The 16,501-nt window shown below is 35.8% G+C and carries 12 protein-coding genes; 5 read left to right on the top strand and 7 right to left on the bottom strand.

Annotation, left to right across the window (positions count from 1 at the left end):
- Window positions 1–6 precede the first annotated feature (6 nt).
- From AACV01_RS03070 to ydgH, 5 genes are all read right to left on the bottom strand, one after another.
- On the bottom strand, window positions 7–2,406 hold the full coding sequence (locus AACV01_RS03070) for a fimbria/pilus outer membrane usher protein (RefSeq protein WP_161682396.1): 2,400 nt from the start codon (window positions 2,404–2,406) through the stop codon (window positions 7–9).
- 8 nt (window positions 2,407–2,414) lie between these two features.
- Window positions 2,415–3,089, bottom strand: coding sequence for a fimbrial biogenesis chaperone (locus AACV01_RS03065; RefSeq protein ID WP_161682394.1), 675 nt, complete (start codon window positions 3,087–3,089; stop codon window positions 2,415–2,417).
- A gap of 27 nt (window positions 3,090–3,116) precedes the next feature.
- Window positions 3,117–3,683: a fimbrial protein gene (locus tag AACV01_RS03060; RefSeq protein ID WP_161682392.1), complete on the bottom strand. Its 567-nt coding sequence runs from the start codon at window positions 3,681–3,683 to the stop codon at window positions 3,117–3,119.
- Window positions 3,684–4,172: 489 nt separating this feature from the next.
- The gene (locus AACV01_RS03055; protein ID WP_020945612.1) at window positions 4,173–5,567 is read right to left on the bottom strand and encodes an amino acid permease; all 1,395 of its coding nucleotides are present in this window, start codon (window positions 5,565–5,567) and stop codon (window positions 4,173–4,175) included.
- Window positions 5,568–5,835: 268 nt separating this feature from the next.
- On the bottom strand, window positions 5,836–6,789 hold the full coding sequence (gene ydgH / locus AACV01_RS03050) for a DUF1471 family protein YdgH (RefSeq protein ID WP_020945613.1): 954 nt from the start codon (window positions 6,787–6,789) through the stop codon (window positions 5,836–5,838).
- Window positions 6,790–7,176: 387 nt separating this feature from the next.
- Here ydgH and pntA point away from each other — a divergent pair, with 387 nt between their 5' ends.
- Entirely contained in the window at window positions 7,177–8,706 is a 1,530-nt protein-coding gene (pntA, locus tag AACV01_RS03045) for a Re/Si-specific NAD(P)(+) transhydrogenase subunit alpha (protein ID WP_049203301.1), read from the top strand.
- Window positions 8,707–8,717: 11 nt separating this feature from the next.
- Window positions 8,718–10,106: a Re/Si-specific NAD(P)(+) transhydrogenase subunit beta gene (gene pntB / locus AACV01_RS03040; RefSeq protein WP_049197115.1), complete on the top strand. Its 1,389-nt coding sequence runs from the start codon at window positions 8,718–8,720 to the stop codon at window positions 10,104–10,106.
- Window positions 10,107–10,188: 82 nt separating this feature from the next.
- Here pntB and uspE read toward each other — a convergent pair whose 3' ends face one another.
- A complete protein-coding gene (gene uspE / locus AACV01_RS03035) occupies window positions 10,189–11,139 on the bottom strand; it encodes a universal stress protein UspE (protein WP_004248016.1) in 951 nt (316 codons plus the stop codon).
- Between the two features lie 142 nt (window positions 11,140–11,281).
- On the bottom strand, window positions 11,282–12,040 hold the full coding sequence (locus AACV01_RS03030; protein ID WP_004248018.1) for an FNR family transcription factor: 759 nt from the start codon (window positions 12,038–12,040) through the stop codon (window positions 11,282–11,284).
- Between the two features lie 565 nt (window positions 12,041–12,605).
- On the opposite strand from AACV01_RS03030, the gene AACV01_RS03025 reads away from it, so the two are divergent.
- The 3 genes from AACV01_RS03025 to AACV01_RS03015 are packed head-to-tail and all read left to right on the top strand — an operon-like array spanning window position 12,606 to window position 16,497.
- Window positions 12,606–15,002, top strand: coding sequence for a DMSO/selenate family reductase complex A subunit (locus AACV01_RS03025; protein WP_036918287.1), 2,397 nt, complete (start codon window positions 12,606–12,608; stop codon window positions 15,000–15,002).
- Window positions 14,999–15,628, top strand: coding sequence for a DMSO/selenate family reductase complex B subunit (locus tag AACV01_RS03020; RefSeq protein WP_004242832.1), 630 nt, complete (start codon window positions 14,999–15,001; stop codon window positions 15,626–15,628). The genes AACV01_RS03025 and AACV01_RS03020 overlap by 4 nt, the downstream gene beginning before the upstream one ends.
- Window positions 15,625–16,497 carry a dimethyl sulfoxide reductase anchor subunit family protein gene (locus AACV01_RS03015; RefSeq protein ID WP_004248022.1) on the top strand — a complete coding sequence of 291 codons (873 nt, stop codon included), beginning with the start codon at window positions 15,625–15,627 and terminating at the stop codon, window positions 16,495–16,497. Before AACV01_RS03020 ends, AACV01_RS03015 begins: the two co-directional genes overlap by 4 nt.
- Window positions 16,498–16,501 lie beyond the last annotated feature (4 nt).

The following is a 16,501-nucleotide window of genomic DNA, read 5'->3' as shown; positions in this document are numbered from 1 at the left end:
TATATATTATTCCTCTTTAATGCAATTTACAGTTTTAAAATAAATTCTATTTTGTTTTTCATTATCATTTAATTGATAGTTAAATGAGCACTGTTGTTTGTTGGAACTTCCCCATTTTACAAAAATCTTTCCTAAGATGGGTAAATTAGAAATATATAATTTATTATCTTCATTTACATAGGATATATCGGATAGGGTGCCATCAGAATTTTTCACATAGGCTGTTGCACCAAAAGGAATGTTTTGGTGAAATGTAAATAAAGCACTTTCTCCTTTAGTTATCTTAATATTTTTTGCAATAATAGCTCCTTTAGTAGGAATTAAATGATAGCTATAATTATCAATATTATAATTATAATCTAATGATTTTGCATCAATGTGGAACTTATTGTTATGATAACTAGTTAAGTTAGGAATGATTAAATAACCTCTTCGGTCTGATTCTATTGTTGGCTTTCCTATTATTTTTACTTTCTTAGCACCTGCAAAATTTAGGATAGCAAAACTATCATTTAGATCTTGGGCTAAAGTTATTCCTCCATTATGAAACACAATGCCACCATTGAGTCCATAGCCTAAAGAATAACTATTTTTATTAAATCGAGAGTTTATATTTAGTTTGGCTATCCTACTTAAATAATTAATTTTCATTGATGAATCTAAGTGTTCTTTATTATTTTTAGAAAAATCAAAGTTATAATTTAACCGGTTATTTTCTAATGTATTTCCACTAAATGAAATATTCTCATGAAAATATTTTTCTCTATTATCATAATTGATCCTTGCTGTTGCCCAATGAGAGAGATCTTGACCAATAGGATAATTTAAAAAAATTGATAATTGATTATTATTGCTGTACTGATCTTTGCTATTCTCTAGCTCTAATGAATAGGAAAGTTTTTTATAATTTGAACTAGTATTAATAAAAAGTCGTTGGCTTTTTTCTTTTGAGTGATAATAGGTTGCAATATTATACCCCAACGTTAAAGCAATATTATTATTTAATGATTGTGAAAAGTGAAATCCTAAATCATATTTCTTATATTCTTTATTTACAGTATAATTCTCTTTAAATCTAAAGTAGAATGATGAGTTTAATGAAATAGTTGTATTTTCCATAGAAAATACTTTTTGGTAATTAATCTTATTGGACTGATATTGTTGATGATATTTTTCTCTTATCCAAGCGTTTTCTAATGAGACTATACCTAGAATATTTAATCCTAGGGTATTTCCAATAAGTGCTTTAATATCATCTCCTTTTTTTTCAGCTCCTATCATTGTCGTTAAATAATTGCTCACTCCATAGCTTAAATTCAATTGAGTTAATAGTTCTTTTTTCTTATTAGAAGGAAACTGTCTTTTTTGAGGATTGTTTACTAAACCTATAGTATAGTAATAATTCCATTGGTTCTTTCTTAATAAATACTGTGAAGAATAATTCCAGATTTTCTTCTTTCGTACTTCGCCATTTTCTTCTTTTATAATTAACACGAGTTCACCATTTGTACCTAAAGAGGGAAGGTTATTAAGAGTAAATGGCCCAGGTGGTACAGATGTGCTATATAGTGTTTCTCCATTTTGCTCAATACTAACTTCTGCATAGGTATAGGCGGTTTCACTTATAATGGGTGCATAACCTACTAGGGCGCCATCTTTCATTGCATTATCACTATTGATTTGCACGCCTAGTATTTTATAAGTGTTTAAGTTAGGAGAATAAGCATAGAAATCACCCATAGTTAAAATGGAATTAATATTTCTAAGTGTCCTATATATATATTGCTGGTTTATAGAAAAAGAATTATTATTATTATAATTTAGATCTTGACGATAACGCCATGCAAATAAATTAATTCCATTATATAGCTGTAGATTATGTATGTGTTGTCCATTTAAACTATTTTGTTTATAATAATGGCCTTGATAGTTGTATTTAATGAAAGCAGCATTATCACCATCATCCAATTTTTCTTTGGAATATGAAGTGTTTTTTTCTATCGCAATTAATGGTACTTTAAAGTAAATCGACTGTTTGTTAATTTCTAATTTTATATTAAATAATTTTTTTAATAAATCATAGTCAACGATATCGTTGTCTAACTTATTTTTTAAAGGCTCGTAATAATTGGTGTTTATTCCCCATCGTTTTAAATCAAATAGAGTTATTATTGGAGTTAAGTTATTGTTTTTGTTTTTGTTTTTAAATGATATCTCAGTATTTTGTTTTTTATTGTTATTTATATAAATTGTTATGTTATAGGTTCCTTCGAGAAAATTTTCATTAAGCAAGAGTGAAAAATCAATATTTCCATTGTGGTTTTCAATTGCTTGTAAGTAAAGTGCATTTGCATATACATAGGGCGTAAATAATAAGAGTAAAGAAATAGGAGATAACTTTATCATAATTAATACTATTCGCTATTTTTTATGTTGATATTAACTTCATTACCAAAATCATTTATATAGCTCCAGCCTACTTTAGCTGTACCAAAATGATTTTTTCCTATATTAATTTCACTAAAAGGGGATAGCATGACTGAGATCTCTTTTTTTTCCCCATTAGAAAAAATATTTATAATAGTGAAGTGGTATTCAGAGTTGTTTTTTATTATCATTTCTTTTTTATTATTTATAGAAAAAATAATTTTTTTTGTCGCTTCTTCAACTGTTTCTGTTAAGCTATGTGGTCGGTAAAATAATTTAAACACTGACTTAATTGATATATGAATACTATTATGTTTTGATTCAGCGATAGGGATCGCTTTGCTATTTATATAAAAAAGACTTTCACGATCTGTTTGAGCTATTGATGTGATTTTGGCAATTCGCAAAATTGCAGATTGTTCTTTATTTAATTTAAATAAAGGTGGGGTAATCATAAAAGGTGTATTTTTATCATTTTCATCCTTTGTGATCCAGCTTTGTATTAAATAATCAGTAGCGGAGTTTTTATTTTTTATATTAATAATAATATCATTATCGTCTTCATTATAGATAAACCGTGTTCCACTATAAATTACATTTGCTTGTGTAAAAAAAGTAGAACACAGAATTATGATAAATAAAATATAAACATTATACTTCATAATAAAATAATCCTGTGTTTTTTTTAATTAAGAATATTTAACGGTAAAATTTACTGATGTATTGACAGTTCCTGATGTTGGATTTGGAAGATAACTCGCGTAATTGGCATGGAATTTATAAGTTGCTGTTTTATTTTCAATTCTCTTAGTTATTGCTTGGTTACCATTTAAATGAATAATATTTTTATTACCTTCATCACTACGAATGAAAATTCCTACTCCTTTAGCACTATTATTTGTGATGCTTTTATTCTTCATAATTTTATTTTCACCCGCTAAATCAGTACCGTTAAATGTTAATGTTGCATTATTATTGCCACAATCTAATAGTTTAATTTCAAAATTACTACCTGTACTGCTTTTGGCATTGGTCCAATCTTTATCTAAGACTATTTCCGATTTATTAATTGTAGGCAAAGTGATAGGAGAAATAGGGCTATCTATATTGCAGGATGTTGATATTACTGTTCCACTAAAACCAATGATATTGCTATTTTTCTTTTCTGCTGTTTTACTATTATTGGCTAATACATTCATGCTAGAAGAGATAACTAATAATGCAGATAGTAATCTGATATGATTTTTTATTTTCATAGTTTTTCCTTTAATAAATAATTTGATAACGCAATAGGTTTATCCTATTTGTTGCGACGGAGTGGATAATATAGTTTTCTAACAAAAAGTAAATAAAGTGTATTTATCTGCTTTTTGTTAGAAAACCAGTTTATTTATCTGTATATTATATTTTCTGTGGTAGTGTTAACTAAAAATAATATATTTTATTGTGTTATTCACTGGATTTTTAAAAAACATCATATAAAAAATGAATTTTATATAAAAATTATATGGGTAAATTGTGGTCAAATAATAAAATTATTAGTTACAACATACAATTTATTTCTCTAATATAATGCACCTAACCATCATCAATAATATTTACTTGCTAAGTAATCAAAACATGGCGTTATTCAATTTCTAATTACAAAGCTTAAGGAAATGAACAAGAGAAGCTTGGGTAGAAAAAAAGGGGAGTGAAGGGCAAGAGATGCCCCCTTGCTTCTTTCTCAAGGGGGAATATAGATCTTAATTAAATATTAAATAGCCACAAGCAGGAATTGCGCCAATTAATACCATCATCAGTAGTATTTTTTCACTAATATTTAATGACTGCTTATCTTTATATTGTTTTCGTGAATATAAAAATATTAATATACCGGGTGCATAGAGAACGACGGAAAGTAATAAATTAATTACACCTGATGCATAAAGTAACCATAAACCATAGAGGCTTGCAGGTATTGCTATCAGTAATAATCCTCGGCTACTGCGTTCTATGGCAACTTTAAATAAGAAAGCACCAACCAGGAAATAAGGAACGAGGATCATTTCTGACGCGATGGTCAGTAGGGTATTGTAATTACTACCAGTAAGCCAAATTAATACTAGTGATAATTGAACAGCTAAATTAGTAAACCACAAGGAAGAGGAAGGCGCATCATTGTGATTTTGTTTACTCAGTTGTTTAGGAAAAGAGTGGTGTAATGCGGCAATATAAGGGACTTCAGCAGCCATAATTGTCCAGCTTAAATAAGCGCCACATACCGATAGAATAAGGCCGGCGGCAATAACTATCTCACCTATATTTCCAATTAGTTGAACCAGTAAAGGTGCCATAGATGGGTTTTTCATCATAGCAAGCTCTGGTTGGCTAACTAATCCTTGAGATAATAGGGTAACGAGAATATAAATAATCAGCGCGATCACAACCGCAAATATTGTTGCTAAACCAACATCTCTTCTATTTTTTGCTCTTGCAGATACGACAACCGCACCTTCAATACCAATAAATACCCATAAAGTAATTAACATGGTATTTTTTACTTGTTCCCAAACGGGCACGCCCATTTTTATCCCTTCGAAATCAAGGGTAAAAATATCCATATTAAAGGCAAGTAGGGCAACAATAATAAATAACCCCAATGGTATTAGTTTTGCCATCGTGGCCATTAAATTGATACTAGCGGCTGTTTGTACACCTCGTAGAACTAAAAAGTGTACAACCCAAAGCAAGATTGATTCACCCAACAATGCCTGCCATGTATTACCATCACCAAAAATAATATTATTAGGGCTGTCGGTAAAAAAACTCACAGCAGCGAAAACGATGACTAAATAAGAGACATTGGCAACTACCGCACAGACCCAATAGCCCCAAGCAGAACAAAAGCCAATAAATTCACCAAATCCTTCTTTTGCATAGGTAAAAATACCGCCATCAAGATCAGGTCTTAAGCGAGAAAGCAATAACAATGATAGGGCGAGAAAAAGGATGCCAACCCCTGTTATTATCCAACCGATAATCAGTGCCGCAGGGCTTGCAACCTCAGCCATATTCTGAGGTAAACTGAATACACCTGCACCAACCATTGAGCTTAGCACTAACGCTGTTAGTGACATTAAACCAAGTTTTTTATTCAAAGATAAGTTCCTGCATGATTAAAATTGTGAATAAATAGCGTATTTTCTTGTTTTTGGTTTAATAATTAGCATAAATATGAATCTGTTAATTTAAGACAAAGATAAAACCACTAAAAAACAGCGAGATTTTACGGAGAGTTGACTTGGTTGTCTATGCATAAAATCATAAATTTTATGCATAAGGATAAGAAATTGAGTGAGGTTATTTGGACAAGTATAAAAAAACCTTGCATAGAGCAAGGTTTTTAAAAGAAAAAGTAACAACAGATTATTTAAATAAATCAGCGGTGATTGTTACCGTACCACCATTACTCTGCCATTCACGAGTAATATGGTAGTATTTTGCACCTTTCTCTGCTGCACGTTTAGCAACTTGATAAGAAACTTCCGGAGAGTTTACAAAATAACCACTGAAAGTAATGGTATCAAAAGGTTCCATTAATGCAGCCGCTGCTTTATTAACCTCTTGAATTTCAGTGCCATCAGGTAAGGTGACAGTGTAACGTCCGCTTTTACCTGATGATTGTGTTTCAGAAAATACACCTACATTTCTATCAAAGTCACTATTTGACGCAAGTCCTGGTTTTTCAACTTTATTGGCTGCACTTCCACCTTCGGCAATAAGCGCTCGACCCGCATCAGAGTCATAAGGAACCACGGCTTCTGAAGACTGTATGGCTCTTTTAGGGGCATCTTTTTTATAGATATAAGCAGTAACTTCTTGGTTACCACCATCATTTACCGAGATATTACGGACAATAAAGAATGATGCTGCGCCTTTTTTTGCTGCTTCTTTTCCGATTTCGTTATTAATATCAGGTGTTGTTGGATAGTAACCATGAATAGTAACGGTATCAAAAGGCTGTAGCAAAATAGCTTCAGGTTTTGGTAATTCTTTTACACCATGAAATACGCGGTATTCTTCTTCAGTTGCTTTTGGTGCATCTTTTCGATACAGATCGGCAGTCACACTCATGTTGCCACTATCACTGATATCATCTAGACCTTGAATGTAAAAACTATCAGCACCGATTTTATCAGCACGACGAGATACTGCGTCAGCTGCTTCATAAATCGCATTAAAACGACCGATGACTGTAATTCTTTCAAATGGTTTTAGCTCTGCCGCTTGTTCTGGAGACAGTTCCTGTGCAGCCTGCGCAACAGTAATATTAGTTAAAGATAACACCGCTGCTGCGATGACTGAGGTTTTCAGCTTCATACAAAATCCTTCCGCCTTGCGCAATTAATATTGGTCATGTGCTGAACATAGTGATCTATCACATAGAGTGCAATTATTACATGTAATAATAGCGTTTGTCGCATTATTTTATTTAGTGAATAGCCACTGGGTCAAATGACCAGTATATGTTACCAGATATTTACTTAAATATAGTGAATAATTCATTAATATGCCTTTTCGACTAAAATGATCGCATTAAGTTCAATTTTAGCTTTACACAGATCTAGATTATTGGTTTTATTTTCAGTAGGTTATTAGTACCCCAATAAATGGCATGTGAATGATAATGCTTAACAATTTTTTTGCATATTAATGAAATTAGCCATGAAATTTTAACAGTTTTCGGATGGATAAGAAGGGAAAATTATGCGAATTGGTATACCCAAAGAGCGACTTTCTAACGAAACAAGAGTTGCAGCAACACCTGCTACAGTCACACAACTCTTGAAATTAGGATTTACAGTCGCGATAGAAAATGAAGCTGGCATTGCTTCTAGTTTCGATAATGACGCTTATCAACAAGCAGGGGCTGAGATCTTAGATTGTCAAAATATTTGGCAATCCGACATTATCTTAAAAGTTAATGCCCCCCTAGAAGATGAAATTGCTTTACTCAAAAAAGGCTCGACTTTAATTAGTTTTATCTGGCCCGCACAAAATGCACCATTGCTAGAAAAATTAGCTGAAAAAGAGATTAATGTAATGGCTATGGATAGTGTACCGCGTATCTCCCGTGCACAATCTTTAGATGCATTAAGTTCAATGGCGAATATTGCCGGCTATCGTGCCGTAGTTGAAGCCGCTCATGAATTTGGCCGTTTCTTTACTGGGCAAATTACTGCTGCAGGTAAAGTACCACCAGCCAAAGTGATGGTAATTGGTGCGGGTGTCGCTGGGCTTGCCGCTATTGGGGCCGCAGGTAGTTTAGGCGCTGTTGTTCGTGCATTTGACACTCGGCCTGAAGTTAAAGAGCAAGTGCAAAGTATGGGCGCTGAGTTCCTAGAGCTTGATTTCAAAGAAGAAGCGGGGAGTGGTGATGGCTATGCTAAAGTGATGTCAAAAGCATTTATTGATGCAGAAATGGCATTATTTGCAGAGCAAGCCAAAGATGTTGATATCATTATTACAACAGCACTAATTCCAGGAAAACCTGCACCACGTTTAATCACTAAAGAGATGGTTGATTCAATGAAACCAGGCAGTGTGGTGGTCGATTTGGCAGCCCAAAATGGTGGTAACTGTGAATATACCGTTCCTGGTGAGATTTTTACCACTGAACATGGTGTAAAAATTATTGGTTATACTGATTTAGCCGCCCGGTTACCGGCTCAATCATCTCAACTTTATGGTACTAACTTAGTTAACCTATTGAAATTACTCTGTAAAGAAAAAGATGGTAATATCAATATTGATTTTGATGATGTGGTTATTCGCGGTGTTACCGTTATTAAAGCAGGGGAAGTGACATGGCCGGCGCCTCCTATTCAAGTTTCGGTGCAACCTAAAGCAGCTCCTGCTGCAAAACCCCAAGAAAAACCCGTTGCAAAACCTATTTCTCCGTGGAAAAAATATGGTTTATTGGCTATTGCCTTTTTACTATTCGCATGGTTGGCTAATGTTGCGCCAAAAGAGTTCTTATCACACTTTACTGTCTTCGCACTTTCTTGTGTTGTTGGTTATTACGTTGTTTGGAATGTCAGCCATTCATTGCACACCCCATTAATGTCGGTGACAAATGCCATTTCAGGTATCATTGTCGTTGGTGCATTACTACAAATTGGTAGTGGTGGTTGGGTAAGCTTTTTCTCATTTATCGCTATTTTAATTGCCAGTATTAATATTTTTGGTGGATTTACCGTCACTCAACGTATGTTGAAAATGTTCCGTAAAGGATAAGGGAGACAATTATGTCCAGCGGTGTTGTTACAGCGGCATATATTGTCGCCGCAATATTATTTATTTTTAGCCTTGCAGGGTTATCCAAACATGAAACCTCAAAACAGGGGAATTACTTTGGTATTGCAGGGATGGCTATCGCGTTATTTGCGACTATCTTTGGGCCTTATGCTGATAATGTAGGTTGGATCATTGTTGCTATGGTTATTGGTGCCGTTATTGGTATCCGTTTAGCCAAAAAAGTTGAAATGACGCAAATGCCAGAGTTGGTGGCTATTTTGCATAGTTTTGTGGGTTTAGCCGCGGTTCTGGTTGGTTTTAATAGTTATCTAGATCACAATCCTGCCATTGATCCTGTAATGGCCAACATCCATCTCACAGAAGTCTTTTTAGGTATCTTTATCGGTGCGGTTACTTTTACCGGCTCCATTGTCGCTTATGGCAAACTAAGTGGCAAAATGTCATCCAAACCTATGATGTTGCCTAATCGCCATAAACTTAATTTAGCGGCTTTAGTTATTTCATTTTTATTAATGATCTGGTTTGTCAAAACTGACAGTGTTGGTTTACAAGTCTTTTTAATGATTGTGATGACAGTCATTGCATTAGCATTTGGTTGGCATTTAGTTGCCTCCATTGGTGGTGCGGATATGCCTGTTGTTGTGTCAATGTTGAACTCTTATTCGGGTTGGGCCGCCGCCGCTGCTGGTTTTATGTTAAGCAACGATTTGTTAATTGTGACAGGGGCATTAGTGGGTTCATCGGGCGCTATTCTTTCTTATATCATGTGTAAAGCAATGAACCGCTCATTTATTAGCGTGATTGCCGGTGGTTTTGGTACAGATGGTAGCAGCTCCAGTGACGAAGGAGAGATAGGGGAATATCGTGAAACAACCGCAGAAGAAGTTGCTGAACTATTGAAAAACTCAACTTCAGTGATTATTACGCCGGGTTATGGCTTAGCAGTGGCACAAGCACAATACCCAGTACATGATATAACAGAAAAGCTTCGTCAGCGTGGTATAAAAGTACGTTTTGGTATTCACCCAGTTGCGGGTCGTCTACCGGGGCATATGAATGTATTGTTAGCAGAAGCGAAAGTACCTTACGATATTGTCTTAGAAATGGATGAAATCAATGATGATTTTGCTGATACAGATACCGTTTTAGTTATTGGTGCAAATGATACTGTTAACCCAGCCGCACAAGACGATCCTAATAGTCCAATAGCAGGTATGCCGGTATTAGAAGTATGGAAAGCTCAGAACGTGATCGTGTTTAAACGCTCTATGAATACCGGCTATGCGGGGGTACAAAATCCATTATTCTTTAAAGAAAATACCCAAATGTTATTTGGTGATGCTAAAGCCAGTGTCGATGCGATTTTAAAAGCCTTGTGATCTGTTTAGCAAATAATCTTTAATAAAAAACGCCCGACTATTTAAGCGATAGCGGGCGTTTTGCTATACAGTATTAAAAGCGTTATTCGTTATCTGAATCGACAGTGATAGGACAGGTAAAGCCATCAGGTTTGATAGCGAGTAAATCACATTTTATATGGTCGATCAGCTGTTCTGCTGTATTGCCTAAGAAAGCGGCAGAAAGTCCGGTTCTCCCTAAAATACCTAATACGACAATACCCGCGTTTAGCTCTTCGCATACTTGAGGGATAACTTGCTCAGGCAATCCTTCTTTGACATGTGTTTTTTCCTCAGGAATAGAGAATTTCTGGCGAAGCTCTTTCATCGCTATAAGGTGTTGTCCACGCAAAGCATTGTTATAAAGATTAGGATCAAAGTCAGGTAACTCAATTGCAATATTAATGGGTGCAACAGGGTAGGCACTGAGTAAATGAACGTCTGGATCTTTTTGTATACGGTGAGATAAATCGTTAGTTAATTCAATTAACTTTAAATTTAATGCATCATGATATGACTCTTCATTGGACAGATTAGCGGCGACAACAATAGTGCCGTATTCTGGCCACTCTTTATCTTTTACCATCCATACAGGAGCAGGGCATTTTCTTAACAATTGCCAATCTAGAGGAGTAAAAATTAAGGAGCCTAACTTATCATGTTGATGAGCCATTTTAATCAGTAAGTCATGCTTATCGGTGATCACTTCTTCAATAATGGCTTCATACGGTCGGTTATGCCAAATCACTTTTATGTCGATTTGAATGCCGGCTTCAAGATAATAGCGAGCTTGCTGTTTTATCCAAGCGGTTTTTTGATTAATCACGCCTTTGCGCATCGCATTACGTTCATCGGGAGATAAAAGGGTGGTCATGTCATATGAGAGATCATAAACAGGTAGAAAAGCTTTTATCCGCCCACCATTACGCTGAACGATATAAACAGCACGACGTAGTGCTGGTTGGTCATCTTGGTTAGGATCAATGACAACGAGAAGGTTTTGATATTTTTCCATTGCTATATCCTCTTTAGGGCTGGATTTATCCATCTACATTTTTAAAGATAACCCAAGAAGCTAAAATGCAATAGCACAAAATAGAAAACGGGACACAAATTTGTGTGCCCCGTTATAAAAATAGGTGATGTAATGTAAAAGATTAAGCTTCTGTTGAGGAAGGCAGTTTGCCTGCGAGTTCACTTAACATTTCACTATCTTCAATAGTGATATATTTACCTTTTACACTTAACATACCACTTTTCTGGAAACGACCTAATAGTCGGCTAATGGTTTCTACTGTCAGGCCTAAGTAATTACCAATATCACCACGGGTCATGGTTAAACGGAACTCACGAGGTGAAAAACCGCGCTGCGCAAAGCGGCGAGAGAGGTTATAAATAAAGGCGGCTAAACGTTCTTCTGCATTTTTCTTTGATAGCAGTAAGATCATCTCTTGGTCACCTTTGATTTCGCCACTCATTAGACGCATCATCTGTTGACGTAAATTAGGCATTTTGCCTGATAAATCATCTAGTGTTTCAAATGGTATTTCACAAACCATTGATGTTTCAAGAGCTTGTGCAAAGCTTGGGTGTTCGGTGTTGATAATGGCATCAAATCCAACCAAGTCACCTGCAAGATGAAAACCTGTGATCTGTTCGTCGCCTTCTTCAGTGATCGTATAACTTTTAATAGTTCCTGAACGAATGGCATAAAGTGACTTCAGCTCATCACCGGCTTTAAACAAGGTTTGACCTTTCTGGATAGGTTTTTTACGCTCGATAATATTATCCAGTTGATCAAGCTCATGCTCGTTTAAAGTAAACGGGATGCAGAGCTGGCTAATACTGCAATCTTGACAATGGATTGCACAACCGCCAGATTGGATTCGGCGAACGACGCGTTTTTCTGGGATCATAAGCTTGCTCATTACAAATAAAAATATTGATATGTGTCAATTTTAACACACATTGCTGTAATTGGTAAGGGGAATAATGGTACGCATAGAAATAATTCTGAATGTAAAAAACGATATAGATTGATTAAGCCCGTGTTTTGTTTGGTGACTTATTTAGAATAATTTGCGCTAACCCTATACACGGTTGGTATATTATTCGATTTTTTAAGGAAGTCATAGGGTATTTGCTAAATTATCTTTGGTAAAACTAAAAATTAGGAGGGAACTCAAGAAATTTTATTCAAGGATTAACATCTTATTCACTTTATTTTCTTAACTTTTCGTTTTGCCAACAGAAATTAATCATCTGTTAACACTACCTAAGTAAAGTTAGCTAAATGTATTTTTGATACAACTTAATGCTAACTTGAATTAGCTTTTCCTTATAAAATGGCAGATCCCATACAAAGACGAATGGAGTTTTGAAACATTCGCTTACCTATTAAGTGGTATTGATATGTATCAATAAGGGTTATCCACTATCTTTTATCATTTTCATTAATAAAAATAGTTATGTGAGAATGATATGTCTATAAAAAAACAAGAAAAAAGGCTTGCTAATCAAGAGGGGATGCCATTAACGCGTCGTCATTTTGTACAAGCCAGTGCAGCATTAGTGAGTATGCCTTTTTTCGCACAAAATGCACAGGCCAATCTTGATAAAAGCCTACCTATTGCCAACATTGATGAGAAACCTGCTACTGTCGTCGCAACATGTAGCACCTTTGACTGTGGTGGTAAATGTGATATCCGAGCTCATGTTAAAGAGGGGATTGTTACCCGTATTACCACAAGACCAGATGCTGATTTAGATGAACAAATGCCGATAATGAGGGCCTGCGTAAGAGGTAGAGGTTATCGTAAATTCACTTATCATGCGGATAGACTTAAATATCCCATGAAACGTGTGGGTAAGCGCGGTGAAGGCAAATTTGAGCGTATCTCTTGGGATGAAGCAACCTCTTTAATTGCTGATAATGTAACACGATTAACTCAACAGCATGGTGCAGCAAGCCGTTTTCTTACGGTAAATACCGCTGTCACTGGGGGGATCTTCTCTGGTGATACTATGATGAAAAAACTCTTTAATCTCACAGGAGGATATCTTCCTTATTATCATTCAGTGAGCTTAGGGAATACCGCTAAAGTAACACCTTATACTTATGGCGTATCTAAAACAGGAAGTTCTCTTGATACTTTAGCGGATACGCCTTTAGTTATTTTGTGGGGACATAATCCCAACGAAACCATTTTTGGTCACACCAATCACTATTTTCAAAAAATGAAAAATAATGGGACCAAATTTATTGTTGTCGATCCTCGTTATTCAGATACAGCTCAATCTTTAGCTGATCAATGGATCCCATTACTTCCTACCACAGATAATGCACTGATGGATGCAATGATGTATGTCATTGTGACCGAAAATTTACATGATAAAGCGTTTATCGATAAATATGTGGTAGGTTTTGATGAAGATCATATGCCAGAAGGGGTGCCAGCTAACGAATCATTAATGGCTTATTTGTTAGGGAAAAAAGACGGTATAGCGAAAACCCCTGAATGGGCGACAAAAATCACACGAGTCCCAGCCAATACTATCCGTCAATTAGCACGTGAATATGCGATGACAAAACCCGCGGCCTTAATTCAAGGTTGGGGGCCACAACGTCATATTTGTGGTGAACGTACCGCCCGTGGTTCAACGTTATTAGCAGCAATTACTGGGAATGTGGGTAAAAAAGGGGCTTGGGCGGCTGGATATGGCGGAATTGGTAACCGTCAATCTATTCGTGGTCCCAATATTGGCAAAAATCCGGTAACTGCACAAATATCCATTATGAATTGGATGCAAGCTGTTGAGGATGCGAGCAAAGTGACGCCAGAAGACGGCCTTATTGGCGTCGACAAACTTGATAGTAATATCAAAATGATCTTTTCTTTAGCGGGTAACTATCTTGTCAATCAAAACCCTGATGTTAATGCGGCAGCTAAGTTACTTGAAGATGAATCTAAAGTAGAGTTTATTGTTGTTAGTGATCTATATATGTCGCCGTCAGCCAAATACGCAGACTTAGTTTTACCAGAAACGAGCTTTTTAGAGCGTTGGAATATCGGTAATACTTGGGGAACGGGCAACTATTTCTTACTGTCAGAAAAAGTCGTTGAACCTGCTTTTGAAAGACGTTCTGATTATGAATGGATCAGCGATGTTGCTGAGAAAATGGGAGTCAAAGAGGCTTTTACCGAAGGACGAACAGAAAAAGAGTGGATAGCTTATCTCGTTAATACTAACAAAGAACGCTTTAAAGATAGACCTGATTTCCCAACTTTTGATGAATTACTCAAGACTCGCCGCTATCTTTTCAAAGATGCACCTTTTGTTGCATTTGAAGAAAATATTCGTGATCCAGAAAATCATCCTTTCCCAACTCCATCAGGAAAAATTGAAATTTTCTCTAAACGTCTCTATGACATGAATAATGTCGATATTCCTGCATTATCTCATTATGTTCCTGCAATTGAAGGTCCAGAAGATAAATTGACCGAGAAATATCCACTACAAATGTTAACTTGGAAAGGAAAAAATAGAGCCAATTCAACGCAATATGCTAACCCTTGGTTACAAGAAGTACAACGCCAAGAAATGTGGATAAACCCTATTGATGCACAAAATAGAGGCATCAAAAATGGCGATATGGTGCGTATCTATAACGACAGAGGGATCACCCAAATACCCGCTTTAGTTACCGAGCGAATTATTCCTGGTGTGGTTGGTTTACAGGCGGGGGCTTGGTGGTCTCCTGATAAAGACGGTGTTGATCATGGTGGGTGTCCTAACGTTTTGACATCAACACGTATGACACCATTAGCCCATGGTAATTCACATTTAACCGTTTTAGTTGAGGTAACCAAAGCATGAGTGAATTCAAACAATATGCGCCTGTTAGCGATGAACAGCTTGGTTTTTTTATTGATTCTTCTCGTTGCTCAGGTTGTAAAGCATGCCAAGTTGCATGTAAAGATAAAAATAATTTAGAGGTTGGGCGCCGTTTTCGCCGTATTTATGAAATACAGGGCGGGGGATTTGCACCTAATGGGCAAGGTGCATTTGAAAATAATGTCTTTGCATACACATTAACGATTTCATGTAATCACTGTGACGATCCTATATGTGTAAAAAACTGCCCAACAACAGCAATGCATAAACGCCCCGGAGATGGCATTGTCCGTGTTGATACCAGCAAATGTGTTGGGTGTGGTTATTGCTCATGGTCATGTCCTTATGGTGCACCACAAATGAATACTGAAACAGGACAAATGTCGAAATGTGATTTCTGCGTAGATTTATTAGCAGAAGGTAAAAATCCTATTTGTGTTGATACATGTCCATTAAATGCGATTAAGTTTGGAAAAATTAAAGATCTACGCGCTAAATATGGCCATTTAAGCCAAGTTCAAGGGTTACCTGATTTTACAATCACTCACCCTAATTTGGTCATCAAACCACATACTGGTGCAATTAAAAAAGGAGGGAACCAAGCATGAGTGAATGGCCATTAGTTACCTTTACTTTGTTAGTACAAAGTTCTGTTGGTGTTACTATTTTTACTGCCCTCTATTTTTGTTGGTTAGAGAAAGAAATAGGTAATCAACGAGCAACACGCACTTTGCGCCCCGTATTACTGACAAGTGCTATATTGGGATGCTTAGGATTATTAGCCTCAACACTGCATATGGGATATCCGTGGAATGCGTTTCATGCCTTACGCCATATATCATCATCATGGCTAAGCCGTGAGATTATCTTTGCTGCTCTTTACCTGGGCGCACTATGTTTATATACCTTGCTAGTACTAATAAAAGGTCATATGAATAAAACCCTCTTAGCCATTATCGGTTTACTGGGGTTAGTGGATATTTTCTGTATGGCTTCGCTTTATTACAGCACATCGATGATAACTTGGATGCATGTTAATACCTATTTTATGTTTATCGGTTCTGTTTTTTCTGCGGGAGCGGTGATCACGTTATTAATCACTTCAATAAGGGTTAAAGCCTTTGCTGATGGCGAACTTGCTAAAAAAATAGTATTAAGTGCTTTGGTTGGTATTTTTCTTGCCGTGACTATCCGTATGGCAGAGCAACCACTTTATTTATCATGGATGTCAGAAATACAATTAACCAATGATGCAATTACTTTTCCTCATACCCCTATAATTGCGTATAATGAGACTTTCGGATTAAGAATATCTGCATGGATATTGTCTATTATCAGTATATTAATGATGGGATATAGCCTGTATAAATATCGTATAGCTGTATTTACTTCTGGGTTATCTCTAATTTGGGGTAGCGGTATTGTCCTGTTAATTGCTGAAATACTTAACCGATTTGCATTTTTTATTGTTAAGTAATAGT

Origin of the sequence: Proteus sp. G2609, assembly GCF_963896135.1 — a bacterium.
Lineage (GTDB): Bacteria > Pseudomonadota > Gammaproteobacteria > Enterobacterales > Enterobacteriaceae > Proteus > Proteus mirabilis.
Note: the sequence above shows the minus strand (reverse complement) of the source record. Positions and strands in the feature narration are given on the sequence as shown.

Excerpts from the sequence above, each read along its gene's own strand:
- AACV01_RS03070 (WP_161682396.1), bottom strand. The coding sequence starts at position 2,406 with ATGATAAAGTTATCTCCTATTTCTTTACTCTTATTATTTACGCCCTAT.
- AACV01_RS03025 (WP_036918287.1), top strand. The coding sequence starts at position 12,606 with ATGTCTATAAAAAAACAAGAAAAAAGGCTTGCTAATCAAGAGGGGATG.
- AACV01_RS03030 (WP_004248018.1), bottom strand. The coding sequence starts at position 12,040 with ATGATCCCAGAAAAACGCGTCGTTCGCCGAATCCAATCTGGCGGTTGT.
- pntA (WP_049203301.1), top strand. The coding sequence starts at position 7,177 with ATGCGAATTGGTATACCCAAAGAGCGACTTTCTAACGAAACAAGAGTT.
- AACV01_RS03020 (WP_004242832.1), top strand. The coding sequence starts at position 14,999 with ATGAGTGAATTCAAACAATATGCGCCTGTTAGCGATGAACAGCTTGGT.
- ydgH (WP_020945613.1), bottom strand. The coding sequence starts at position 6,789 with ATGAAGCTGAAAACCTCAGTCATCGCAGCAGCGGTGTTATCTTTAACT.
- AACV01_RS03060 (WP_161682392.1), bottom strand. The coding sequence starts at position 3,683 with ATGAAAATAAAAAATCATATCAGATTACTATCTGCATTATTAGTTATC.
- pntB (WP_049197115.1), top strand. The coding sequence starts at position 8,718 with ATGTCCAGCGGTGTTGTTACAGCGGCATATATTGTCGCCGCAATATTA.
- AACV01_RS03065 (WP_161682394.1), bottom strand. The coding sequence starts at position 3,089 with ATGAAGTATAATGTTTATATTTTATTTATCATAATTCTGTGTTCTACT.
- uspE (WP_004248016.1), bottom strand. The coding sequence starts at position 11,139 with ATGGAAAAATATCAAAACCTTCTCGTTGTCATTGATCCTAACCAAGAT.
- AACV01_RS03015 (WP_004248022.1), top strand. The coding sequence starts at position 15,625 with ATGAGTGAATGGCCATTAGTTACCTTTACTTTGTTAGTACAAAGTTCT.